This is a genomic window from Lignipirellula cremea (genome assembly GCF_056501455.1).
This window is the reverse complement of sequence record NZ_CM151415.1, coordinates 595,611-619,256: the sequence shown is the minus strand read 5'-3', so window position 1 is coordinate 619,256 and position 23,646 is coordinate 595,611. Positions and strand designations below refer to the sequence as shown.

At 65.6% G+C, this 23,646-nt stretch carries 24 protein-coding genes, 1 tRNA gene and 1 pseudogene; 13 read left to right on the top strand and 13 right to left on the bottom strand.

Features of this window, described 5'->3' with window-relative positions; translation table 11 throughout:
* Window positions 1-59: 59 nt before the first annotated feature.
* A complete protein-coding gene (locus SH602x_RS02530; RefSeq protein WP_479475303.1) occupies window positions 60-401 on the top strand; it encodes a hypothetical protein in 342 nt (113 codons plus the stop codon).
* An 8-nt stretch (window positions 402-409) separates the two neighbouring features.
* On the opposite strand, the gene SH602x_RS02525 is transcribed toward SH602x_RS02530, so the two are convergent.
* Window positions 410-1,282: a ThuA domain-containing protein gene (locus tag SH602x_RS02525; RefSeq protein ID WP_479475302.1), complete on the bottom strand. Its 873-nt coding sequence runs from the start codon at window positions 1,280-1,282 to the stop codon at window positions 410-412.
* A 266-nt stretch (window positions 1,283-1,548) separates the two neighbouring features.
* Between SH602x_RS02525 and SH602x_RS02520 the strand changes: the two genes are divergently transcribed.
* From SH602x_RS02520 to SH602x_RS02510, 3 genes are all read left to right on the top strand, one after another.
* Entirely contained in the window at window positions 1,549-1,875 is a 327-nt protein-coding gene (locus tag SH602x_RS02520) for a hypothetical protein (protein ID WP_479470033.1), read from the top strand.
* Window positions 1,876-2,005: 130 nt separating this feature from the next.
* Window positions 2,006-3,172, top strand: a complete 1,167-nt coding sequence (locus SH602x_RS02515; RefSeq protein WP_479475301.1) for a HEAT repeat domain-containing protein — start codon at window positions 2,006-2,008, stop codon at window positions 3,170-3,172.
* Between the two features lie 106 nt (window positions 3,173-3,278).
* Window positions 3,279-4,754 (top strand): caspase family protein, encoded by a 1,476-nt coding sequence (locus SH602x_RS02510; RefSeq protein ID WP_479475300.1) that lies wholly within the window; start codon window positions 3,279-3,281, stop codon window positions 4,752-4,754.
* A gap of 102 nt (window positions 4,755-4,856) precedes the next feature.
* Here SH602x_RS02510 and SH602x_RS02505 read toward each other — a convergent pair whose 3' ends face one another.
* From SH602x_RS02505 to SH602x_RS02490, 4 genes are all read right to left on the bottom strand, one after another.
* On the bottom strand, window positions 4,857-5,222 hold the full coding sequence (locus SH602x_RS02505) for a VOC family protein (protein ID WP_479475299.1): 366 nt from the start codon (window positions 5,220-5,222) through the stop codon (window positions 4,857-4,859).
* 34 nt (window positions 5,223-5,256) lie between these two features.
* Window positions 5,257-5,571, bottom strand: a complete 315-nt coding sequence (locus SH602x_RS02500) for a cupin domain-containing protein (protein ID WP_479475298.1) — start codon at window positions 5,569-5,571, stop codon at window positions 5,257-5,259.
* A 233-nt stretch (window positions 5,572-5,804) separates the two neighbouring features.
* Window positions 5,805-6,539, bottom strand: coding sequence for a hypothetical protein (locus tag SH602x_RS02495; RefSeq protein WP_479475297.1), 735 nt, complete (start codon window positions 6,537-6,539; stop codon window positions 5,805-5,807).
* Between the two features lie 369 nt (window positions 6,540-6,908).
* The gene (locus tag SH602x_RS02490) at window positions 6,909-7,364 is read right to left on the bottom strand and encodes a DIP1984 family protein (RefSeq protein WP_479475296.1); all 456 of its coding nucleotides are present in this window, start codon (window positions 7,362-7,364) and stop codon (window positions 6,909-6,911) included.
* Between the two features lie 275 nt (window positions 7,365-7,639).
* Here SH602x_RS02490 and SH602x_RS02485 point away from each other — a divergent pair, with 275 nt between their 5' ends.
* On the top strand, window positions 7,640-8,590 hold the full coding sequence (locus SH602x_RS02485) for a hypothetical protein (protein ID WP_479475295.1): 951 nt from the start codon (window positions 7,640-7,642) through the stop codon (window positions 8,588-8,590).
* 62 nt (window positions 8,591-8,652) lie between these two features.
* Here the strand turns inward: SH602x_RS02485 and SH602x_RS02480 are convergent.
* Both SH602x_RS02480 and SH602x_RS02475 read right to left on the bottom strand, forming a co-directional pair.
* Window positions 8,653-8,853: pseudogene (locus tag SH602x_RS02480) on the bottom strand (tautomerase family protein); the annotation flags it as partial.
* A gap of 129 nt (window positions 8,854-8,982) precedes the next feature.
* Window positions 8,983-9,270, bottom strand: coding sequence for a hypothetical protein (locus SH602x_RS02475; RefSeq protein ID WP_479475294.1), 288 nt, complete (start codon window positions 9,268-9,270; stop codon window positions 8,983-8,985).
* 263 nt (window positions 9,271-9,533) lie between these two features.
* Between SH602x_RS02475 and SH602x_RS02470 the strand changes: the two genes are divergently transcribed.
* The 3 genes from SH602x_RS02470 (at window position 9,534) to SH602x_RS02460 (ending at window position 12,498) form a co-directional block, all read left to right on the top strand.
* Window positions 9,534-10,649 (top strand): Gfo/Idh/MocA family protein, encoded by a 1,116-nt coding sequence (locus tag SH602x_RS02470; RefSeq protein WP_479475293.1) that lies wholly within the window; start codon window positions 9,534-9,536, stop codon window positions 10,647-10,649.
* A gap of 295 nt (window positions 10,650-10,944) precedes the next feature.
* Window positions 10,945-11,688, top strand: a complete 744-nt coding sequence (locus tag SH602x_RS02465; protein WP_479475292.1) for a hypothetical protein — start codon at window positions 10,945-10,947, stop codon at window positions 11,686-11,688.
* A 351-nt stretch (window positions 11,689-12,039) separates the two neighbouring features.
* Entirely contained in the window at window positions 12,040-12,498 is a 459-nt protein-coding gene (locus SH602x_RS02460) for a thioredoxin family protein (protein WP_479475291.1), read from the top strand.
* Between the two features lie 256 nt (window positions 12,499-12,754).
* Here SH602x_RS02460 and SH602x_RS02455 read toward each other — a convergent pair whose 3' ends face one another.
* Entirely contained in the window at window positions 12,755-13,411 is a 657-nt protein-coding gene (locus tag SH602x_RS02455; protein WP_479470045.1) for a tetratricopeptide repeat protein, read from the bottom strand.
* A 226-nt stretch (window positions 13,412-13,637) separates the two neighbouring features.
* Between SH602x_RS02455 and SH602x_RS02450 the strand changes: the two genes are divergently transcribed.
* Both SH602x_RS02450 and SH602x_RS02445 read left to right on the top strand, forming a co-directional pair.
* Window positions 13,638-14,801: a hypothetical protein gene (locus SH602x_RS02450; protein WP_479475290.1), complete on the top strand. Its 1,164-nt coding sequence runs from the start codon at window positions 13,638-13,640 to the stop codon at window positions 14,799-14,801.
* A 34-nt stretch (window positions 14,802-14,835) separates the two neighbouring features.
* Window positions 14,836-16,293, top strand: coding sequence for a hypothetical protein (locus tag SH602x_RS02445; protein ID WP_479475289.1), 1,458 nt, complete (start codon window positions 14,836-14,838; stop codon window positions 16,291-16,293).
* A 124-nt stretch (window positions 16,294-16,417) separates the two neighbouring features.
* Here SH602x_RS02445 and SH602x_RS02440 read toward each other — a convergent pair.
* The 4 genes from SH602x_RS02440 to miaA all read right to left on the bottom strand — a co-directional run bounded on the left by SH602x_RS02440 (window position 16,418) and on the right by miaA (window position 19,632).
* A tRNA-Pro gene (locus SH602x_RS02440) sits at window positions 16,418-16,492 on the bottom strand.
* A 185-nt stretch (window positions 16,493-16,677) separates the two neighbouring features.
* Complete coding sequence (locus SH602x_RS02435) at window positions 16,678-17,580, bottom strand: TatD family hydrolase (RefSeq protein WP_479475288.1); 903 nt, start codon at window positions 17,578-17,580, stop codon at window positions 16,678-16,680.
* A 67-nt stretch (window positions 17,581-17,647) separates the two neighbouring features.
* Window positions 17,648-18,541, bottom strand: coding sequence for an EboA domain-containing protein (locus SH602x_RS02430; RefSeq protein ID WP_479475287.1), 894 nt, complete (start codon window positions 18,539-18,541; stop codon window positions 17,648-17,650).
* 116 nt (window positions 18,542-18,657) lie between these two features.
* Entirely contained in the window at window positions 18,658-19,632 is a 975-nt protein-coding gene (gene miaA / locus SH602x_RS02425; RefSeq protein ID WP_479475286.1) for a tRNA (adenosine(37)-N6)-dimethylallyltransferase MiaA, read from the bottom strand.
* 253 nt (window positions 19,633-19,885) lie between these two features.
* Here miaA and SH602x_RS02420 point away from each other — a divergent pair, with 253 nt between their 5' ends.
* Together SH602x_RS02420 and hisG are read left to right on the top strand one after the other, a co-directional pair.
* Complete coding sequence (locus tag SH602x_RS02420; protein WP_479475285.1) at window positions 19,886-20,293, top strand: phosphoribosyl-ATP diphosphatase; 408 nt, start codon at window positions 19,886-19,888, stop codon at window positions 20,291-20,293.
* Window positions 20,290-21,144 (top strand): ATP phosphoribosyltransferase, encoded by an 855-nt coding sequence (gene hisG / locus SH602x_RS02415; RefSeq protein ID WP_479475284.1) that lies wholly within the window; start codon window positions 20,290-20,292, stop codon window positions 21,142-21,144. The genes SH602x_RS02420 and hisG overlap by 4 nt, the downstream gene beginning before the upstream one ends.
* Before the next feature lie 92 nt (window positions 21,145-21,236).
* Here the strand turns inward: hisG and SH602x_RS02410 are convergent, their stop codons facing one another.
* Window positions 21,237-22,442: a class I SAM-dependent methyltransferase gene (locus SH602x_RS02410; RefSeq protein ID WP_479475283.1), complete on the bottom strand. Its 1,206-nt coding sequence runs from the start codon at window positions 22,440-22,442 to the stop codon at window positions 21,237-21,239.
* 189 nt (window positions 22,443-22,631) lie between these two features.
* Between SH602x_RS02410 and SH602x_RS02405 the strand changes: the two genes are divergently transcribed.
* The gene (locus SH602x_RS02405; RefSeq protein WP_479475282.1) at window positions 22,632-23,522 is read left to right on the top strand and encodes a DUF6690 family protein; all 891 of its coding nucleotides are present in this window, start codon (window positions 22,632-22,634) and stop codon (window positions 23,520-23,522) included.
* Window positions 23,523-23,646: the final 124 nt, after the last annotated feature.

Sequence of the window (23,646 nt, the reverse complement as noted above, 5' to 3'; positions counted from 1 at the left end):
GGCCCACCCGACGAAGCGACCGCTCCGCGGTCCGAGTCTTCGGGAGTTACGATGGTCCTATGTGGATCTCGCTCATCGCTCGAACTCTGCTCGCGATCGCGGTGTCGCTGGGTCTGACCTCGTTCATTCTTCTCGCGCTCGTCGGCCTGCTTGCCGCGGGTCACGATTCGCTCATCGACCGGATCTTCCCCGGCATGCGTTTCGGAGACCGAGGGAAATTCCACGCCCTGGCAGCCGCCATCATGTCCGTAGGATTCTTCGCAGCGGTCTTCGGCGGACTGACGCTTCCGTTCGCGTTCTTCGCGAAGACTCGTGCGGACCAGATGTGGTTCGTCGCGCTCGCGACGCTCGCTTCCGGCATCGCCCAAACCTTCGTCGGCGTCGTTTTGCTCACCGACTGACGCGACCTTCAGCGGACTCGCCTCCCCGCTGGCGCTTCGCCGCCTAGGGCCCATCTGGCTCCCTCGACAAGGTGCTTCCTGCCGAAGGGCGTGTCGAGCGAGCGGAGGTCGTGGCCGAGCTCGGTATAGAAGAATCGACCGCCGCCGTGGGGACGCAGCCAGGCGATGGGATGGTCTTCGCCCATCGGCTTGCCGCCTCGCTCCTGGAAGTAAGGCCGAACGGGTTCGTACGTCGATTCGTCGACGCGGAGCAGGACCGTCACGCCGGGCAGGCCGGTCACGGATTTGTCGTGATTGGTCCAGTCGGCCTCGTAGTAGAACTCCTCCGGCTGGCCGCTGACCGCGGGATGATCCGCCGCGGCGGGATCGACCTTCACCCGTGCCTTCGAGAAGACCGAGTCGCTGTCGAAGTCGCATCCGGCCAGATCGTAGAACCACTTCCATTCCGTGTTATGCACGAGCGCCGCGTGGAGCGCGACGATCCCCTTGCCGCCCGCGTACCACTTCTCGATCGCCTCGCGCTGGGCGTCGCTGAGCAGCGTCGTCAGCTCGTTGCAGTTGTTCATCAGCAGCAGGTCGTACGTCGCCAGTCGCTCGGGCGTGATATCCCCGGGCGTCTCGGTCACGTCGACCTGAAACCCCGCCTGGCCCAGCGTCCTGACGAGCCAGCCGTTGCACTGCGGAATCTCGGGATGGCGATACCAGCCCGTGCCCGAGAAGAGCAGCGCCTTGGCCGGCAGCTTCTCGCTGCCTTCGGTCTTCCCTTCGTCATTCGGAATCTTCGGCTCCTGAGCGCCGACCTCGCCCGCCACGAGCAGACCCGATCCCAGCGCGGCGAGCGCCTGCAGAGCCGACCGACGTCCAAGCTGAAATCGCGTCATCGCGAAGGCCTAATAAGAAACGAGAGCGAGGGAAGAGGAGCAGCGCCCGACTCTAGTTCGTGCGGCGGCCTCAGGAAAGGCACGTACCGGTCCGTTCGCCTTCGCGAACTTCGCGAAGGGATCCTTCCCATCATTCTGACGATTCTTTCGCGTCGGCAATTAACCTGAGAGATCGGCGCGACTATAGCGCCCTGCCGAAGCCGGGAACCGGCAGCGCGGACGGACTCGCTGCCCCTCGACGCCCAATCCTTCAAGGAACCTGATTCATGCGTTTCGCGACGAAGTCTCTCGCGGCAGGCGTCATCGCCCTGATCGCGGCGCTCGCGTTCGTCCCGTCCGCTGACGCGCAGCGGGGCTATCGACATTTCGGATACTATCCGCGTACGGTCGTCGATTACGGCGGAGGCTACGGCAGCGGCGGCTACTATGGCGGACCGGCGGGCGCTTTCGCTCAACCGTTCTACGGCGGCGCTCCCGTCGTCTACTACGGCGGCCCGCCGATGGTCTATTACGGCGGCGACGGCACGACCATCGGCACCCGGTATCACCGCGGCGTCGGACCGATCAATGGTCCCGGGTACGCCGGCTGGTGAGCGTGCCGCGCCTGGCGCTCGACGTAGACGAGGCTCGCCGTGGCAGCCTTTACGCCGGCGTTACGAGGAAGCGGGTCCGTCGGTCCTAGAATGGGAGCGACGCTTCCTCACCGCCAGCGACAGTCCCGGCATGCGCAACCGCATTCGAGCGTCGAGTATCTTTATCGCGACCCTCGGCGGCTGCTTCTTCCTCGACGCGACGGCTTTCGCGGCTCCCTCCACGCCGGAGGTATTCACGACCTCGAAGGAGAAGATGACGCCGGAGGAGAGGCTCTGGCTGTTCTCGCAGCTGGAAGAGGTTCCATCGCTGGGCGAGGAATATCGCAGCGTCCTCCGCGACTCGCTCGCGGATCCCGACGATCGCATTCGCGTCTATTCCGCGCTGGGCCTTTCGGCGACCGGCCAGTACGACGACGCGGTGACGCACGAGATCCTCGACGCGTTCGCGCAGCCGGAGGCGTGGTACGGCACTGGCGAAGAAATGATCGCCTATCGGGGCCTCGTGGCGCAGGGAGCTCAGGCGCTGCCGGTTCTGAAGGCCGCGCTTCGACATCCGATGCCGAAGGGCAGGACCTACGCACTGAAGGTCGTCGCCGAGATCGGACCTCTCGCGAAAGAAACGCTGCCTGACGTTCAAGCCGCGGGCAACACACCGGACGAAGGACTTGCCAGCCTGGCCGCGTTCGTCGAATGGCGGCTGGACGGAGACGCTTCCAAAGCGGTCGAACGCCTCGTTCCGCTGCTGCAGAACGAGCGAGAGCGAAAGCCCAACGGCGCCGCCGATCAGCTGGCGAAGATGGGACCGGCCGCAAGCGACGCCGTTCCCGCCCTGATCGAAGCCATGAACGCCCATCAGGATGCCGCGCTGGTCGAGGCGCTCGACGAACTTTATCCGCACTTTCCCGCTCGGATTCAGCCGGCGCTAATGAGGGCGTTGGACGAGCCGAAACTGGCGGATCGCGCGGCGGCGGCGCTTCAGCGTCGCGAAGGTCCGCGCGACTATCTGCTGCCCCATCTCGTGCGGATGATGAACGCGGAGGGCAGCGTCGTCGTCGAACGGCATTGCCTTGCCCAGATGCTCGCGACCTACGGCGCCGCAGCCGCGCCCGCGACGCCGGGCCTGATTCGCGAACTGCGAAGTCCCAGCGAACAGGTCCGCATCGACGCGGCCATCGCTCTCGGTCAGATCGGTCCCGGCGCCGAAGCTGCCTTGCCCGCTCTCCGCGGAGCGGAGAACGACCCCGTCGTCCGCACTGCCGCGACGGCGGCCATCGCCCTCATCGCAGGGAAGAAGTAAGGCAGGTCGCTCCGCCGCTTCGACGGAATGGGGGCCCCACGATGCAAGGCCGACCGCGTACGATGCGTTCAGGAAATCGAACGCATCCGCAGGTCATCTTTAGCATATGAGCGGAAGAACGCTGGTCTTCGCCGTGGGGGCGGAGACCTATCTCGACGAAGCCATTCCGCCGACGCTGTTCGCGGAGAATGACGCGAAGGCGTCCGCCGATGCCTGGCACGAACTCGGCGCCGCGACCGAAGAATCCGTCGTGCTGACCGGCGTCCAGGCGACGCTGACCTCCGTGCGATCCCGACTGCGACGCTTCCTCAAGAACGCGGGGCCGGACGACGCGATCATCGGCTTTTACGCGGGCCAGGGGATCACGATCGAAGGCGAGACGCTCCTCGCAATGCACGACACGCAGACCGACGACGCGGAGGGAACGAGTCTGCCGCTGGCCGATCTGCTCGCGACGTTCGCCGCGTCGAAGGCCGGACGAATCACGGTCTTCCTCGATATGACGCATGGCGGCTTTGCTGTCGAGGGCGAGCCGCAGGATCTCGACGCATCCGCGGCGGAGGACGAGCTCCGCGAATTCTGCGCAGGGGGCGCTGGCCGGCATGTCTTCGTCTCCTGCGGACGGGGCGAACGGTCGCATGCCAGTCGCAAGCTGGGTCACGGACTCTGGACGCACGCCGTCGTGCAGGCGCTCCGCGGCGAAGCGCCGGCCGCGCTCGCGAGGAAGCGATTCCTCACCGTCGGGACGTTGCAGGCCCATCTCGAAGAGGCCGTACCGCGCACGCTCCGCGAAGCGATCGCCGGCGCCGTCACGCAGACGCCGAGACGTCTCGGCTCAGCGAACGACGAGCGCCCGCTGGCCGACCTCGACGATCTGCTCGCCGGGCGCAAGGGCAAGTCGTCGGGCGCCGGCATGCTTCCCCGCGCGTCGCTCGCCGGTTTCACGAGCGGACGCGTGAAGGACCTGTCGGGCTACAAGAAGCCGAAGCAGGCGCTCGGTTCGGGGAGTCGCTGGGAGCGGGAGTTCGTGCAGGGGGCCGGCGCTCGCGAAGTGAGCGAGGCCGCCGAGGCGCTGTTCGAGGAGATCCGTACGTCCTTCGACTTCAAGCGGCGCGAGGTCAACTTCGCCTGCGAGGGGCCGACGGCGTCGATCCGCACGCCGGCCTTCGACGCGGATCTGTCGCTGGACCAGGATCCCGACGACGCGGCGCGGTACCGGATCACGACGCAGGCGAGCGCCTTTCGCCGGCCGGAGATCGTCAGCGATCCGGAGTTCCTGCGGATCTTCAACGAACGGTTCGACCGGGTCGTGATCGAACTCGAAACGCCGCTCGACGTCGAAGCGAAGATCGACGAGATCGAAGACTCGGACGCGCTCGCCGACGAGCTCGAATACGATCGCGAAGCGACCTGGTTCACGCTCCAGCTTCCCGGCCTGCCCGTGAAGATGCACGCGACGGCCGCCCGGATCGCGTTCCTCTCCGACGGTCGCCGGGACCTCGCCTCGCTGATCCAGAACGCGTCGAAGGCGGTGGCTTATCTCGCGGGGGCGGGGGCCACGCTGAAGCTGCCGGGGGGGTGAACTCGCCCTCGAGCGCCGCCCGGCATTCCGTCGACGGATCAGCCGCCGAAACGAGGAGCGCGAGTCCCGCGAGCGAGCGAAACTTCGTCATGATCTGGCCGCCTATTCCGCCTGCCACACCTCGATCACCAGTCCGTCGGGGTCGGCGATCATCACGAACTGATCGTCGCCCGGATCGACGATGGGGACGTCCTGCTCGGCGAACCATTCGGTCGTCGCGGCGACGTCGTCCACTTCGAGCCGCAGGATGGGCATCGCGTGCGTCGGAAACTCGGCCGGGCTCGCCTTTACCGCGTTGGGCATCAGGACGATTTCGAGTTCTCCGAATCGAAAGCGCCGGCCGATGCCGTTGTCGGTCGGAACGATCGTCGCCCCCAGCATGTCACGATAGAACGCCTCCGAGCGCTTCACGTCGGTGCAGGCCACGATCAGCGCCGTCGCGCGAAACGTCCGGTCTTTTCCGGCCATCGATCCCCTTTTCGTTCGTTCGAGTCCGTCGCAATCAGCTCTTCAGCAGCGTCAACAGCAACAGCGTCGGCTGCGACGCAGAAATGCTGTGCGGCGTCGCAGGCGGCATCGAGATCCACGTACCGGGAACGCCCGCGACCTGCTCGTCGCCGACGGTCAGCGCCGCTTCGCCCGCGACGATCTGCAGGATCGCCGGCAGGGGGGCGACATGCTCGGCCAGCCCGCCTCCCGCGGCGAATGCGAACAGCACGACCTTCGTCCGTTCGTCATCCTGCACGACGACGCTCTTCTTGCCCGAGTCGGGGTAGGGAAGTTCGGAAGCGAGTTGACGGATGGAGTATTCGTTCACGGCGGCGCCAAGTCGGAGAGACTGATTTCAGATCGGGTAACGCTCTTCGTATTCGATTCTTTCGGCGAGCGGGGGACGTGACCCTCCCGAGGCCGGCTCGCGCTCTTCAGCCGTTGACGCTGCATCCGTCTAGGACGAACTTGATCCGCCGACGCTCGACTATCGCTGCGGTCGATCGACGAACCCGGGGGATTCACATCCCCCGCTCGCCTTGCGGTCGATGAAAGGTCCGCTCACCCCGTCCTCACGAACGGCCGATCCTCGAAGAAAAACGTCGTCTCCGTCCGCCTTAACGACCAGAGAACCTGTTCGCCGTCGGCAGCGTTCTCCAGACGCAGGGCAGGGGAGCCGTCGGCCTCGACGACGTCCCAGCGTCCGGTCTCGCGGTCGTCGCGGACGCGACCGAGGGAGAGCCCGCCGCTGCTGACGCTGACGTGGCCCGTCGTGCGGCGCTCGTATATGCCGTCCGGACGGAAGAGGATCGTCACTTCCAGCGAGGCGCCGTCGCTCGACCCGAGCTGCCGCTGGTAATGATCAGCGGCGGTGAAGGCCCGCCCGCGAAGGACGCTCTCCCATCGCTCCATCGCGGGGCTGACGAAGCCGATGCAGACGACCAGGCCGGCGATCGCCTTGCGCAACTGCGTCTCGTCCAGGCCGACGTTGTTGTAGGGGATCAGCAGGTAGAGCTGCTCGGTATGCGGGTTCCGGATCGCGCCGATGAAGGGGACGCTCGGGTCGCCCTTGCGATTCAGAAACGTCGCCCCCTTATCGCCCACCGGACCGAGCGCCGCCATCAGGGCGTACTGCTCCTCCATTTGCCCCTGCGGATCGTCGCCCGGCTGCGGTTTAGTAATCCCGACGCCGAAGCTGCCGTCCATCGGACCGTACAGCGTGAGCCCCTCATGCGACGCGAGCCCGCAGTTCTCTGCCGCGTCGATCAGCATGCCGAATTCAGGGATGCGAAGCATGGAGTTTCAGCAGGGTTCGAGGAAGCTCTTCTTCGAAATGCGGGTCTTGAGGCGCCCTACGAAACGATACCTCTCACGGCGAACCGGCGAGCCGATCGGCGGATCGAATCTCACCGGAAACGTCGCCCTTTCGCGGAACGCCCGGCGTCGCGAAGACGCCGGTTTCCCCTTGCCCGCCCTCGTCGAATCGAAGCCCAGCACGCGGTGGTGCGGGATCTACGTGCGTCATACTCTTGTAAGCGTTCTGGGCATGCATCGTGAGGTGCGGGGATCGAACCCGCCAGCGCCGCCCCGAGCGCGGACCAGAACCCGGCATACCCTGCCGGAAGGGTTCGTGCTCACCGCTTCGATTCGACTACCTGCGTTCCGCTACTCGAGCAAGTCGATCAGCCAGTTCGCCTCCTGAATGCGGGCGTCCAGTTCGCGCAGTTCCCGCGCGATCGCGTCCGCCTGCTTTTGAACTGCGACGACGGATACAGTCGGACGAAATTTCACTTCCGATCGCGTCGCGACCGACTGCGTCACCGTCGCGGCGTTCGCAAGATCGCGATGCGTCGCCTGACGCAGCTTCAAAACGTCCCGCTCTGCCAGCGCCTGGGTCAGCGATCTTCCGGCGACCGTCGCGACCGCGTTGGTCAAGTTGATGCGCCGGATCATTTCGACGAGACGTCCTGCCAGCGCTTCGTACTCGGCAAGGAGCGCCTGGGGATCCTCGGCTGGGGTCTCGCCTTCCTGAACCTTCGCGTTGCGCAGCATGCGAGCTTTCAACTGCTCCATCCGCTTCTGCGCGTCGGATCGCTCAGCGAGCGCCTCGGCAAGTTTCATGGTTCGTCCCTCGTGACGTCTCAAAGACGGTCGGCCACGATCTTAGGCTGGTGAGCGATAAGGGAACGATTGTAGGCCGAGCGATCGCCGAGGCGCCGGTCGTTCGCACGATTCTGCCGCCCCGATTCATGCTGACCCCTTGCCCATCCGGAGAACGACCGATCGATAGGCTGGTCGCTGCGGTTCGCGTTGGAGACTTAGCGATCCGAAGACGACAAGGTCGGGTCGGCGTGAAAGATCGATGGTAGAGTGAATCGATCAGGAGACGACGGACCATGATCGATTTCAAGTACCTCCAGACCGGCGTCTACGGTCTCGCCAACGCGCACAAGGCCGGGACGATGGCCGGGCACTTGGGCGCCGCGGTCGCGGCCGGCTACTTCTTCGGAGAAGACCAGAGCGATCTGCCCGACGAAGTCTTTCGAGGCGTCGAAGGCGAGATCGAGCGAGTCATCGCCGGCGAAGAAGCGATCTGGTGGAACGTCAAGCAGGCAGGGATCGCGCCCGCAGATCTCTTCATTCCGCCCGCCGAAGAGCGCCCCGGGCCGGGCACGATCGACGCGATCGCCGAAGCTCTCGAAGAGAACGTCGGAGAGACGCGGCAGTCCGGTCACAACATCATCTTCGCGTCTATTGCGATTCGTGCCCTGCGCGATCATGCCGACTTCGCGACGCCGACCGTCGTCGAGGGCATTCGTAAGCTGATCGCAGGCTTCGATACGGCGCACGCCGGCCGGGGTTACTACGGCAAAGAGCGAGGCTGGCTGAACGGCGATCAGGTCGAGCTTCCCGAAGCCAGCTCGCTTCGACCCTATGCCTCAATTCAGCAGATGGTCGACGTCACGGTCGAAGAGTTGATCGCGACCGCCGCCGTGAAGAAGCAGGGGTTCGGCGGACTCTGGCACCTCGTGAATCACGCCGCGGCGATCACGGAGATGGATCGCTTCGGATTCAAGTCTCTGGCGAAGCGCGCGTTGCCCGCTCACCATCAACACATTCGGCTGTGGCGGACCCTCCCCGACGTGCAGAACGAACTGGGCGCCGTACCCAAGGCCGAACTTGACCCCCACGATCCAGACTATTGGAAGGGGATGCTGAAGCGCGACGAAGCCCGCCTGACGCACCGGATCAAGACCCTGTACGGCTACGGGATCCTCCAGCGATTCATCGAGAAAGACGCCCAGCGAAAGCGCGCTGACGAAGCGTTTCTTTACCTGATGGCCTGATCGACGAAGCTTCGGCAGTCCCGCAGCCCGCCGCTGCACGGGCCTGCCTCCGTAGACTGCATTCAGCCCTTCTTGCGCCACTCGTCGGTCAGCATCCCCGCGAAGCCCCAGTTCTCCTCGTCGATCTCCTGCAGCACGATGTGGGTATGTTCGGGCTTCTTGCCGAGAGTGCGGACCAGCGTGTCGGTGATCTCCCGCACGATCGTCTCCTTCTGCTCTCGCGTGGCTCCCTTCGTGATCTGCACGTTGACGTACGGCATGCGGCGGCTCTTGTGGTAGAAGGCTGAACGAGCGTCAGTCTAACAACGGCTTCGTTGGATGGAGTGGCTCCGCAAGCACGCGACTTGCCCTCAGAGCACGCGGCGCAACGCTTCTCTCAACGGGACCTTCGACTATGGACCCCAGCTCGCTTCGCCGGAATCGTCTCTTACGCGCACGAACACCCCTGCATCGATCGGCGTTCCATCGATCTCCAAAGCGAATGAAGCGCACCAGTGGTCGCGGTAGTTTTCCAGAAGGCGTCGCTGTTCAGATTCCGAGGCACGAAGCGACGGGCGCCGGACGTCGATCTCCCTCATCGCCCGGGTTTTGTGGCTGATGAATTCCAGAGCGAGAGGTCGTCCCATCTCTCGAAGAACGAACTCGGAGGCAATACGGATCGCATCCTCCTTCGTGATCATCCCCGTTCCTCCTTCCTCAGATTCCTCGTCCAAGTCCCGGCGACGCGACAATTCGGAAGTGCCTCTCGCGAAACCAACCACCGCGCGAAACGGCAGCGAACGGCGATTGAGGCGACCGTTTCATCCTACTCGCCAGGTAGCCCTGCCGTCGTAGCGAACGACCCCTCCGCCTGCTACCATCGGGCCGAATGAAACCGGCGTCGTAGGCGGCGTTTTCGCCGGCGCTTTCTCGCACTGCTTCTCTCCCTGATCCCTTGAACGCTATGCCTCGCAAGCCCGTCAACGTCTGCGTCGTCGGTCTCGGTTTCGGCGCGGAGTTTCTGCCGATCTACCAGGCCCATCCGGACGCGAATCCGTACGCGATCTGCCAGCGGAACGAGGCCCATCTGAACAAGGTCGGCGACGAACTCGGCATCGGCGCCCGGTATACGAAGTACGAGGACGCGCTGGCCGATCCGCAGGTCGACTTCGTCCACATCAACAGCCCGATCCCCGACCACGCCTGGATGAGCAAGGAGGCGCTCAAGGCCGGCAAGCACGTCATGTGCACCGTCCCGATGGCGACGAACATCGAGGACTGCGAAGAGATCTGCCGACTCGTGCAGGAGACCGGCAAGAAGTACATGATGGCGGAGACCGTCGTCTACGCCCGGGAGTTCCTGTACCTGAAGGATCTCTACAAGAAGGGCGAGCTCGGCAAGATCCAGCACCTCGCCGCCTCCCATCCGCAGGACATGGACGGCTGGCCCGAGTACTGGGAACGCATGATCCCCATGCACTACGCCACGCACGTGGTGAGCCCGGTCCTGGGCATCCTCGACGGGCGCGCGGAGTACGTCAGCTGCTTCGGCAGCGGAACCGTCCGCGAAGACATCGCCAAGAAGTCGGGCAACTCCTTCGCCGTCGAATCTTGTCACATCAAGATCAAGGACTCCGACGTCAGCGCCCACATCTGGCGCTTCCTGTACGACGTCGCGCGGCAGTACCGCGAATCGTTCGACGTCTACGGCACGAAGAAGTCCTTCGAGTGGTCGCTCGTCGAAGGCGAGCCGCACGTCATGCACACGGCCAAGAAGCCGGAGCACGAGATCGCGTCGAAGATCGAAGTGCCCGACTTCGCCCACCTGCTGCCCGAGCCGATCCGCAAGTTCACGCAGTCGATTCAGGACGCGGAGCATCTCTCCTTCATCCAGGGCGGCGGCCACGGCGGCTCGCATCCGCATCTGGTCAACGAGATGGTCAGCGCGCTCGTCGAGGACCGCGACCCCTGGCCCAACGCCGTGACCAGCGCCAACTGGACCTGCGTCGGCATCTGCGCCCATCAGAGCGCGCTCAAGGGGGGCGAAGTCGTGAAGCTCCCCGCGTTCACGCTGGAGTAGATCGCGAAATTCGCGATTCGCACTCTCTGTCCGAGGCGAGCGGGGGATGTAAATCCCCCGAGGCCGTCGACTGGGCGCAGCGACGATCGAGTTTCGGAATGCATGCGACGAAGCGGACGGCGTGCTGACCGGCGATGTCGGCGCATTCAGCTACGCCACGGAGGGCTTACACCCTCCGCTCGCCGAGGAAACCCTAACGGCGAAGCGAAAGCCGTCCGAGACGAAAGACCTTGCCTTCCATCCGTCGATGCGCGACAACGAAGGAGACGGGGCGTCAGGAAGTGAGGCGGGGACGATGCGACGGACCATAGCGACCGCGGCATGGGGGTTGGGGCTGTTCGTTTTCGCCGCGGCCGCAGCGGGCGACGAGCCGCGAAAGTTCGACGCGATCGACGACGATATCGACGCGGCGCTGAAGCAGGTCCGCGAGGCGGACGAGACGATCGACGCGGCGCCGGCGCTGGAGAAGCTGGTCCGCCTGCATCAGGAAATCGTCCGTCACGAAAAGTACGGGCGCTCGCCCACGCTGGAGAAGCTGGAACTGAAGATCCGCGGCAGGATCCGGAACTGGCGCGACGATCTGGCGCAGGACTTCGATCTCGCTCCGCCTCCGACCGTCGCCGAAACCCGCGCGGCGGTCGCTCCCAGCGTGCGGCCGAGCGTGAAGCAGATCGAACGGTCCGTCGATCGTCGGCAGCAGATCGCCGACCTGCAGGCGCTGTCAGGGTCGATCGATTCGGCCTTTCTCGATGCCGGGCTGAACGGCGGGCCGATGCATCTGGTGGCGCAGTCGCTGGCGAACTCGGGCGAAGGGAGCGGCGAACTGGTCGCGTTCGGCGGCGGAACGATCCGCGACTACGGCACGGCGCTCGTCGATCTGATCACGTCGACCATCTCGCCCGATTCCTGGGCGATCAACGGCGGCGCCTCGACGATCAAATATTACGCCCCGCTGCAGGCGCTCGTCGTCTCCGCGCCTTCGGAAGTCCATCCGCAGATCGGCGGTCTACTCGGCGCGATGCGCAAGGCGGGGAACTGATTTTCGTAGCCGTCGAGCCAGTCATATTCGCCATGCTCAACGGTTCTGTGTGCCATGCCCACCTCTCCGAAGGAAGGGTGGGCATGCTTCAGGGCCGGCCGAACCTTACATGCCCACCCTGCTGACGCGATGTGGGCATGGCACACACGCGATTAAGACTGCTCGAACCTGCGTTCGTTCGTCGGAAAGATGAACGATCGCGAAGTGCGTCCTGACTCGAGGTAGCCGTCAGGCGATGCCTGACCTACCGAAACGGGCTGACGCCTCCCGCTCGGAAACCGCGCGCGACCGATCGACGACGCGTAGAATGCACGATCACCGTTCGACTCCCGCTCTCGAAAGGCTCTCGTGATGAAAGCTCGCTTCTCGTGGACCCGACTCATTGCGGGAACGAGCCTCCTCGCCGCCGGTGCGATTTACGTCGGCGGCATCGCCGGATGCAACGTGCGGCAGGCGGAGCGGGGCGGAAGCACGACGACTGAGGCGAGTTCCGTCGATCTCAGCACGCTGCCCGAGGAGTTCGTCGCCACGATCTCGTCGCCCAAGCCGACGGTCGTCGACTTCTACGCGACCTGGTGTCCTCCCTGCCAGGACCAGAAACCCCTGTTCGCCGATGCGAAGCGTCAGTACGGCGACGTCGCGAGCTTCGTGGTCGTCGACGTCGACGAAGAGCCTTCGATCCCCGCGGCCTACGAGGTCAGCGCGATTCCGACGCTGATCATCTACAAGGAAGGCCAGGTCGTCGATCGCATGGTCGGCGTCCACTCGCCCGAAGAGATCTACCAGGCGGTGCAGCCGCATCTGGAGTAGACGACGGCATTCGCTTCGAGACGCGGAGAACTCGTTACGAGCGAGTTCCTGTAGGTCAGGCATTGCCTGACGACGGCAGATCGCCGGTCGGCATCGTGGCCGCGCTACTTCACAAGCGAGCGGATTCGATCGCGTCGAACGGTCTGAAGTAGCCGTCAGGCAATGCCTGACCTACGAAATCTCAGATCGCAAATGAGACACGGGGGACTTCCGCCCCCCGCTTGCCAAGCATGATTCGTTGAGCTGACGAGTCTTCTTACGACTCGAGCGAGCGTTCCAGGAACTCGAGCTGGGCCTGCACGCCGTCCATGTTCGGGTTCAGGCTCACGGCCCGGCGCAGATGATCGATGGCCGCGAAGCCGTCGTTCAGTTCCAGGCAGCAATGGGCCAGACCGACCGCGGCGCCGAAGTGGTACGGGTTCCGCTCCAGGGCCTGCATGCAGTCGTGGGCCGACTTCTTGTATTCCTTGAGCTGGTACCAGGCGATCGCCCGCTGGTTCCAGACCTCGGCGTTCTTCGGCGCCTCTTCGCAGAGCTTCGTCGCTTCGTCGATCGCCTCGTGATAGCGGCCCGACTGGCAGTAGCGGATCACCACCCGCAGGCGGCGACGCTGGTCCTCGGTGCCGACGCGGAGCCAGGCTTCGCGAAGGGCGTTCTCGGCCAGGAAGCGGACCCCGCGGTCTTCGTCATGCAGGGCCATGCCGAGCGCGTGGTTGACCTCTTCCGAACCCAGGAACCCCAGCGCCAGCGCCGCGGCCCGACGCGTCATCCGATCGCCCGTCTGCAACAGGCGGGCGATGGTGGCCGTCGTATAATGGTTCGAAACGTCGCCGATGAAGCGAGCCGTTCGCTCGTGCTTCAGATAGCTCTCGTAAATACGATCGAGCGCTGGACGTCGGCTGGGGCGGGACATGGCGGGCAAGCGCTTTCTCGATCGATGAATCATCGTCGTAACGTCTCGTGAGTTTAGTTAGGCGCCCCCCCGCGAACAACGAGCGGCCTCCCGGCATGTTGCGAAAAAGCGACAGGTTTCTTGAACGTTTTTCGCCCATTTCCGTCTGGGGAATTCGTAACGGACGGAGCGTCGTAGCGAAGGCGCAAGCGCTGTCACGAAAAGGGCTAGCGCAGGGGAACAAGCGTTGATCAAGCATCCGGCCAACTCCCTCTCGCTTCGGACCGGGCTCGCCCTTGCGCTTCTTCTGGGCGTCGACTCCGGCGCTCGGGCGGCCGAGTTCCCGCTCTGGGCCACGCCGCAGGCGACCGAATATGCGACGGGCGAGGCGTTTCGCCAGAAACTGTCCCAGCCGCAGGAGTTCCTGCGCGAGGGGCTCACGCGGCGGGAGGCGCTGGTGCGGACTTCCGAGTCGACGGGCGTTGCCATCTGGCTCGATCGCCGGCTCGATCCGAGCGTCGAACGGGCCTGGCGGACGACGGGAGAGCCCCTCGAAGCAGCGATCGGACGCCATCTGGCGCCCGAGAAAGCGGCGACGGGCCGCTGCGGCGACGTCCTGTACGTCGGCCTGCCGAAGGTCGCCGAGCGGGTGGAGGCCTATTCCGAGCTTCGCCGGGCGGAAGCGACCAAGGCGCCGGGAACCCGCCCGAAGCGGCTCGCCGAAAAGAAGCCGTTCGGGTGGGAGCCGGCGTCCGAACCCCGGGCGATCCTGGAACAGATCGGCGCCGCGTTCGAACTGGAGATTCAGGGCCTCGACCAGATCCCGCAGGATCTCTGGCCGGGGGCCGCGCTGCCCGACGCCGACGCCGCGACGCAGCTTTCGCTGGTTCTCGCGCCGTTCGACAAGACGTTCGCCTGGCGGAACAGCGGCACGGCGATCGAGATCGGCTCCATGGACGGCAACGACGAGGGCCTGACCGCCATCAACGGACGCCTGGCCGCCTCGATCGCGCCGACGACCTGGGCGGAGCGGTTCCCGCAGGTCAAGTTCGAACGCACTGACGGCATTCTGTACGCCCAGGGACCGTGGGCCGAGCTCGTCCGCGTGTCGCGACTGGCGACCGGCGACAAAACGCCCCGCACGATCCCCGCGGCAGGACCCGGCGAGAAGCGGTACACCCTTCGCGTGCAGAACGAGATGGCCGGCAGCGTGGTGAAGAAGATGGCGGAGCAGCTCGGCCTGGAGGTCCAGTTCCCGCAGGACCTGATCGAGCGCCTCAAGTCCCGCGTCACGCTCGACGCCGTCGAAGTCGAACGCGACGACCTCCTCCGCCAGACCCTCCACCCCGTCGGCGTCGAGTTTCAGATCGAAGGCACGAAGTTGATCTTGAGCGAGCGGGAAGCGCCGTGACCGGCATGGGGCGCCGGCGGCTTCGGCGAACGAAATGACGAACGAAGAACCCGATAGCGATCAGCTCGCAGCGGAAGCGGCGCGGGAGAGCCAGGAGCGAACGGCGAAGCGTCGCGCGCGCTGGGGTTGCCTCGTCTGGGTCGGGCTCCTGCTCGTGCTGCCGCTCGTGATTCTCGCGGCGGTCGGCGCCGTTCTCGTCGTCGCCGACAGGCAGGCCGCGGAGGAGGCGATTCGCCGGGCGCGAGACGCGGGCGACCCGGTGACTCCCGCCGAGATGCAAGCCTTCTACGGCCAGACTAAGGCAACGGAGGCGGCCACGGCTCGCTGGTTGGCTGTGGTCGAGGCAGTGGGGACCGTCGGCGAGCATCCGCAGGCCCGGAACATGCCGATCCTCGGTATCCCGCAAGCGGCGCCGACTTTTGACAAGCGCGGCCTGTACGACGAAGCGACGCTCGCACGCGTCAAACCGTTCCTCGCCGACACGGCCGCAAACGCTCTAAAGCAGGCGCATGCCGCGCGCGATTCGGCGAGGGACGTTCGGTTCCCGCTCGATTTCCAGAAGGGATTCGACGGCGACCTGACGAACATCCAGGAGCTGCGAACGCTCGCGAACCTCCTCTCGCTCGAAACGCAGGTTCATGCGTCGCGCGGCGAGATGACTCGGGCGACCGACAGTCTGCTCACGCTGGTCGCGGCGAGCGAGACGCTGTCCGAGGCTCCGGACGTAATCTGTTATCTGATTCGGCTCGCGATCTTCGGCGTCGACGTCGATCTGGCGATGGAGCTCATCGATCGAGCGGACTTTCCGCCGGAGGACCTGCAGCGTCTCCAACTCGCGTTCGCGCGGCAGGACTTCCATAAGCAGATGCCGCGCGCTGTACAGGGCCATCAACACCAAGGCCTGATGCACTTCAATACGGAGACGCCGAGCAGTGTCGGACTGCAAGACGATCTCCGACGTTATCCGTTGCGAGGCGAAGACCAGGCGATGCATCTCACGCTGCATCGCGAGTTTCTAGAAGGCGCCGCCGAGGGCTTTCCAGCCGCCGATCGTGCCGCCCGGACGGTCGAGACGCGCCTGGCAGAACTGCAGAATTCGCAGCTCGACAAGCTGCGATACGGAGTCACGCTCGACGTTCAGCTTGCATTCGGCGCCGTAGTCAACGCCGGCATCCGCGTCCAGGCGGAGGCACGCGTGGCCGAGGCCTGCTGCGCCTGCGAACGCTATCGACAGGAACAGGGCGAGTGGCCGCCGACGCTGGCGGCCCTCGTCCCGAAGTACCTGGCAGCCGTTCCGCTCGATCCGGTCGACGATCGCCCGCTGCGATACGAGGTCCGGGGCGAGCAGGCGATCATCCACTCCGTCGCCCACTTCCGACCGGAGAACATTCCGGAGATGCGAACGTTCGAGACCGGCTTCGCGAGCCAGGTCTTGGGCGAGCCTTACGTTTCCGAAGCGGAAGCGAAAGCGCTGGAAGAAGCAGGGGACTAACGGGCTCTCGTACCGATCGTCGCACCCAAGGTATCGCCGAAGGTATGACGGCGTCCAAAACAGAAGGGCGGCGGCCTGCCGGCCGTCGCCCTTACTGCTTTTCGGAATGGACTTTACGTCCAAGTCGGGGTGACAGGATTCGAACCTGCGACTTCTACGTCCCGAACGTAGCGCTCTAGCCAGGCTGAGCTACACCCCGGTGCGATTGCGAAGGGTTAAAGATACGAGCGCGCCGCCGCACGGTCAATGCCGCTCGCGACGTCTGGGAACTCTGAAACAGGGACCGGGAAAGGGCGGGGCAGGTTCGCCGCTTCGTCTGTTCGATTCGACGTGGCGCCGCCCGGATCGGGGATCCGCATTCTCGCGGAAGAAGCGGTCGAAAACTCAGTCGATCACTTCGCCCGATTCTACCCGGGGAGCCTGGCCGCCGCGGAGGACGGAGCTTCCTTCGAACAGCGTCCGCTGATCGATGGGGGCGGGCTTTAGCCAGTCGTCCTCCCGCATCGCGGCGCTCTGGCCGTACGCGGCGAGGGCGTTGGAGTAGCAAACCTTCAGGACGTCCTCCTCGGCGATCCCTCGTTCCAGCATCAGTCGGGCGGTCTTGGGCACGGCCAGCGGGTCGGAGACGCCCCAGTCGCAGGCCGAGTCGACGATCACCCGCTCGCTGCCGTATTTGCGGACGATTTCGACCATCCGCTCGTTCCCCATCTTGGTCTTGGGATAGATCGTGAAGGCGGCCCAGAAGCCCCGGTCGAGGACGTCCTTCACGGTCTCTTCGTTGTTGTGATCGATCACCACCAGGTGGGGCGCCACGCCGACCTCCTCGCACAGGTCCATGCTCCTGAGCGTCCCCCGATGCTTGTTGCGATGGGGCGTGTGGACCATCACCGGCAGGTCGACGTCCAGCGCCATCGCGAGCTGCTCGCGGAACGCGTGCTCTTCTGCCGGGGTCTGGTCGTCGTAGCCGATCTCCCCCACCGCGACGACGCCCTCCTTCGCCAGATAGAGCGGCAGGATCTCCAGCACGTCCTTGGCGAGGCCCTCGTTGTTGGCTTCCTTGGAATTCAAGCCGATCGCGCAGTAGTGGCGGATGCCGAACTGGGCCGCGCGAAAACGTTCGAAGCCGACCAGGCTGCTGAAGTAGTCCTGGAACGATCCGACGTTGGTCCGCGGCTGACCGAGCCAGAACGCCGGCTCGATCAGCGCGACGATCCCCTGCGCGGCCATCGCCTCGTAGTCGTCGGTCGTCCGCGAAGTCATGTGAGCGTGCGGATCGAGAATGCGCATCGTCTGGCTCGTTCGATGGTTCGTTGAAAGTCGTCGACTTCAGTTCTTCGCCGGCGCGATCGGGTCGTCAGCTTGTCGCCGGCACGATCGGTTCGAGCGCCAGGGAGTCCCATTCCAGGCCGGCCATGCTGACTCGGTTCAGTTCCGCCGCGAATTTTTCGCGCGTCGGAAGGAGTACGTCAGCAGGCGCCGCGGCGAGGGCGAGAGCGCCGGCGGTCCGCTCGTTGACGTCGGCGCTGGAAAGGACACGTTCCATCTCCGCTGCGTGACCATGGTTCAGGAACGGCCCCACGCAGCGCCAGAGTTCGGGCGTCACCTGGCGACCCGCCGCCCAGCGCTCGTGGGCGTATTCGATCAGCATCTGCGCGAGCGTCGCGTTCGCTCGCTGGTCGAGGCCCACGATCGGTCGCAGCGTGGAGCCGATGAACAGCGTCTTCAGAACCATCTGGTTCCAGCTCGCCTCGCTCGCCTGCTCGGCCATGTACGGATTGCGATGGGCTACGCCCTCGAAAACGCCTTTAATGTTCGTGCGCAGTCCGTCGGTCGCCCGGAACCGATGCGCCTCCGGGAAGGGATAGAGCGGCAGGCCCTGATACAGGGCGACCTGCTCCCCCACGTCGGCGGCGGCGAAGAGCGTATCGAGGGCGCCGGTCCAAGCGGCCTCGTCAGCCAGCGGCGCCTCGAACAGCAGGAGCAGGCGTGCCGTCTGGTCGACCGACCACCGCGACGGATCCCAGCCTTGGCGGACCTCCGCGGCGCGGCGCAGTTCGTCCGGCGACAACGCGAGATCGTCCTTCGGCAGCTTGCGACCGACCAGCCCGATGCCGAGATAGAGCGCCTTCGCGTCGCCTTCGCGAATCAGATCCCTGCGCTGGGCCAGCCAGTCGCGTGCGGGCGGCTGCAGCCGGGATTCGAGCCACTCGGCCAGCGTGCGGCGGATTTCGTCCGGCGGGGCGTTCATCGGCAGGCGTTTCGGAGGGAAGGGTTCTCTATTCTACGAGCCTCTGAGCGGAGGGTGTGAACCCTCCGAGCCTGCGTCGCTTCGTAGGGCTGTCGCCACAGGAAACCTCGGCGGGTTCACGCCCCCCGCTCAGATTCAGCCGACTGCACGATCTCGTCGGCGATGGCGTCGGGCGATTTCGCGGCGGAGAGCTCGATCCGCCGCAGTTCCTTCAGGCTGCGAAACCACGTTTCCTGGCGCCGGGCGAACTGGCGCGTTCTGACCTTGATCGTCTCGATCGTTTCGGACTGCGGCGAACCGTCGCGGAAATGGGCGATCAGTTCGCGGTAGCCGACCGCCTGGAGCGCCGTGCGGCTGAGTTCGCCGAACTGGTCGAGCAGTCCGCGGGTCTCTTCCACGAGGCCCTGTTCGATCATCCGATCGACCCGTTCCTCGATCCGCCGGTGGAGTTCGCTGCGATCCCACGCGAGCCAGTAGGCGCGCCGGTCCGCGGAGGGCTTCCCGTCGTCGAACTGCAACTGCAGGTGGCTGATCGGCTGGCCGGTCGCACGAAAGACCTCCAGCGCCCGGACCAGCCGCCGGGTATCGTGGGGGTGAAGCTTCGACGCGGAGAGCGGATCCACCAGCGCCAGCCGTTCGTGCAGCGCCTCCGAGCCGAACTCCTCTGCCTCAGCCTCGAGCGCCTGGCGCAGCTCCCGATCGGCGGGCGGCCCCTCGAAGACCCCGCGGAGCAGGGCCTTCAGGTAGAGCGGGGTGCCGCCGACGAAGATCGGCTGCTTCCCCCGCGCGCGGATCGCTTCGACGGCCCTGACCGCGTGCGTCAGGTACTGGGCCAGGCTGAATTCTTCCGTCGGATCGACCAGGTCCAAGAGGTGATGCGGAACGAGCGCCCGTTGCTCCGCCGTCGGCTTCGCTGTCCCGATGTCCATGCCGCGGTACAGGGCCATGGAATCGAGCGACAGGATCTCTCCGTCGATCCGCTGGGCCAGGGCGAGCCCCACCCGCGTTTTTCCCGCCGCCGTCGGCCCGGTGACGAACCAGCAGTCAGCGGTCGTCTCAGGCACGCCCGGGATGCGTTCGATGGGAGTCATTGGGACGGCGACAGCGGAAAGTTGGGGAGAGCGTCTTGAGCGGTCGCCCTCGGAACGGCGGGGCGCCCCTGGGTCCGATAGACAATGGGTCCGATAGACAATCGTCGACCGGCTGTTACGATAGCGACCTGTCGCGACGGCCCGCGAAAGGGGGTATTTCCCGCGTTTTCGCCTCCGTTCGACCCGACTCTCTGGAAACCGGCGGGCGACGTATTGTTCGCGCCGGCGGTCCTTCTGTGCAACCCGGGCCCCCATGCAATCCGATACGGGACGACCTGAATCGAGCTTCGCCGACGCCGGCGTTCCGAACGGCGTCCTTTCGGCGTTGATGCGGACCATCCGGGAACGCAAGGAGAACCCGTCGGAGAAGTCGTATACGTCGAAGCTCTTCGCCGGCGGCGTGCCGAAGATCGGCGCGAAGGTCACCGAGGAAGCGGCAGAAGCGGTCGAGGCCGCAGGCGAACCGGGCGACGAGGGACGCCTCCATCTGGTGCGGGAGGCGGCGGACGTGGTCTATCACCTCTTCGTCCTGCTCGCCCATCGCGACGTCCCGCTGGAAGAAGTCGAGGCCGAACTCGCCCGGCGCTTCGGCATCTCCGGACTGGAAGAGAAGGCGTCGCGCACCGCAACCCGAACGAACACGAACGAGGACTCCGCATGAGCGACCCCTTCCGCATCGCCATTCCGAGCAAGGGGCGTCTGTCGGAACTGAGCGCCGATCTGCTGGTGCAGGCCGGCTTCCGCTTTCGTCGCCAGGAGCGCTCCCTCTTCGCGCGGGTGAAGAACTCGACGATCGAAATCACGTTCCTCCGCGCCGACGATATCCCCGTCCTCTGCGCCGAAGGCGCGGTGCAGATGGGCTTCACCGGCAGCGACCTGGTGGCCGAGTCGGGCGCCGACGTGCTGACCCGCCTGGAACTGGGCGTCGGACAATGTCGTCTGGCCGTCTGCGTGCCGGAAGAGTCGGACGTGCAGTCGCCGGGCGATCTGACTAATAAGCGCGTCGCGACCAGCTTCCCGAACACGACCGAGAAGTACCTCGCGCGTCACGGCGCCCAGGTCCACTTGGTGCACCTGTCGGGTTCGGTCGAATCGATGATCTCGCTCGGCGTCGCGGACGCGATCGTCGACCTCGTCGAAACGGGCAGCACGCTGGCTGCGAACGGGCTGCGAATCCTGTCGGAGATCGGCACGTACCAGACCGTGCTCGTGCAGAATCCGAGCTGTTTCGACACGGCCCAGGCCGATCGCGTGGTCCGTCGGATCGAAGGCGTCGTGATCGCGCGAAGCTATTCGCTGCTGGAATACAACGTCCCGGCCGGCAAGCTGGAAGAGGCCAAGAAGATCACGCCCGGCTTCAATTCGCCGACCGTCACGGCGCTCGACGAGCAGGGCTGGTTCGCCGTCCGCGCCATGGTCCGCCAGGGCGAAGTCATCGAGGCCATGGAACGCCTCGACCAGATCGGCGCCTCCGCCATCCTTGAAACGAGCATCGTGAACTGCCGGCTGTAGGGGCCGACGGTCGCGATCGCCTGCTCTGAGCGGAGGGTGTGAACCCTCCGAGTCGTTCGCCGCGAAGGTCCGCCGACCATTCCTCGGGGGGTTCACACCCCCCGCTCAGGAAGAGACGCCCCTCGCTTCGCGACGATCACCCGATGTTTCCCTGACGGCTCGGCGTAGACGAGCAGCGTCCGGGATTCGTCGCCGGGAACCTTCAATTCGCGGCGGAGTTCTTCCGGCACGACGCGGGCGCGGCGGACTTTGATTTCCAGCGTGCCGACCTTGCGCTCGCGCAGCCAAGCCTTCAGCTTGCGGCGATCGAAGGGAAGCTCTTCCTCGACGGCGAAGACGGCGCTCCAGGGGGAATCAATCGGCGCCGGGCCGACGAAGTACTCGACGCCGAACGCGACCCGCGACAGGCCGTGCGACGCGGCCCAGCGCTCTGCCAGTCCCGCGGTCAGCAGCGCGGAGTGCGGCTCGTAGGCGAAAGCGTCCGGTCCGTCCGCCAGTTCGCAAGTCTCCTCGTCGCCGACGTTCGAGGCGAACCGCGCGATCGGCTCGCCGGCGTCATCGAGCAGCGTCGCCGCCCGATCGACGTTCGCCTCGCGAAAGCGTCCGGTCCAGAGTAGCTGCTGCTTGGTCTCTCCCTCGGCGCCGATCCATTCCCGCGTCCCCAGCGCGGCGAGATCGTCCGGCACCGGCGTCGCGGGCGCCAGTTTCAGGCAGGCATCGGGCCTACGCCCGAGCGCCGCACGCAGCCACTCGACGTCGGGCGAAAACGATTCCAGGTGGACCGTCCGCGAGCTTCGTTCAGGCGACGTCGCGGTCCGCCGATCGGGATCGACATGCCACGCCGCGACCGATTCCAGATCGAACGATTCCACGTCGCTTTCGACGACGTTCGCATGAAGCCCGAACGCGGAGAGGTTCTGCCGCGCGAGCAGGGCCGCGACCGGATGCCGATCGACGCCGATCACTTCGCCGACCTCCGCCAGAGCGATCAGATCTCCGCCCAGACCGCAGCAGAGATCGGCCACGGGACCGACGCCGGCGAGGCGCTTCGCCTTGTACCGACCGATCGCCAGGCTCGACGCCTGCTGCAACAGGGTCTCCGCGAAGAACATGTCCTCCGCGTGCGGGAACTTCTTCGTCGCCCGGTCGCGAAGACGCGCCTGCCAGTCCCGAAAGGCCCGCTCCCGCGGCGAGATCTTTCGCGCATCGCCCGAGACACCGGCGCTCGCGAACTGCTTCCACTCGGCGAGCGAAAAACCGTCGACGTCCAGCGAAGGGGCAGAGGTGGGGTCGTTCACGAAGTTCCGGTTCCATGGGTGAAACGGCGATGCCCGATCATGCGCGACATGCCGCGGAAAGGATTCGACCGCGATATGCCGGAAGGGAGAATCGTTCGCCCGGCGCCGTCCCGGAACGATCGACCGAACCGCGGAGCGGACCGGACCGATGATAGACGAACGGCTTTCTCTCTCGATTGCGTTGACGCCATGTCGGACGGCAAAAGACTCTGGATGATCCCGGCGCTCGCCTCGGCGCTCGGCGCCCCCTTCGTCCTGTTCGACGAGGGGACGATGCAGACCGTGCGCGAACGGGTGGCCGGTCTGTCGAGCGATGCGATCTCCGTCTCCTCCGGCGATTCGTCGAATGGTTACGGTCCCGTCACGCTCGGCGATTCGCGTCCCTGGCCGACGGACGTCGCCGGCCAATTGCAGCATCGACGCGTCGCGACGACCGCCGCGCTCTCCGGCGAGCTCGCCAGTCTACCGGGAGCGCACGAAGGCCAAGCGTACGGCGGAATCGATCCGACATCGCCGGGTCTTCTCGCTTCGACCGCGGGCGGAACCGGCATGAACGCGGCGTACGTCACGCCGATGCGACCCGGCGACGGGCCGATGCCGTTCGACCAGGTCATCCGTTTCGATCTTACCCCCGATTCGATCACGCAGAACTGGTCTCGCGTCACGACGACCCAGTCGGAGCACTTTCTGCTCGGCATGCGGGTCGCCGTCGTGACGGGTCCGGACATCTCGGACCTCGCCGGGTCGATCACGTACTACTTCGACGAACAGGATCAGCTTCAGCGAATCTCGCTGCAGGGCTTCACCGGCGACGCCTCGAGACTGATCGCCCATTGCGAGCAGGGGTACAAGCTGGAGAAGCAGGCGAGCCTCGACGCGGGCATGTACATCGCCCAGTGGAACGGCATGCCGACGAGCGTCCTGCACGTCGCGCGGGCGCCGGTGATCCGCGCCGATTCGCCCCGCACGCAGTACTACGTGACGCTGGAGATCAACCGCCCCAGCTCCCACATGCAAGTCAGTCCCCAGGCGTCCGCTCTGCTTCAGCGAACGCACCAGGCGAAGCGCTGGAGTTTGTAGAGCCTCTTCGTAGGGTGGGTCATTGACCCACCTTCTCCCTGCGATCGGCGTCGGGTCCACGGTGGGTCAATGACCCACCCTACCAAGAAACCGACGGGAAGACTCGGAGGGCTGACGCCCTCCG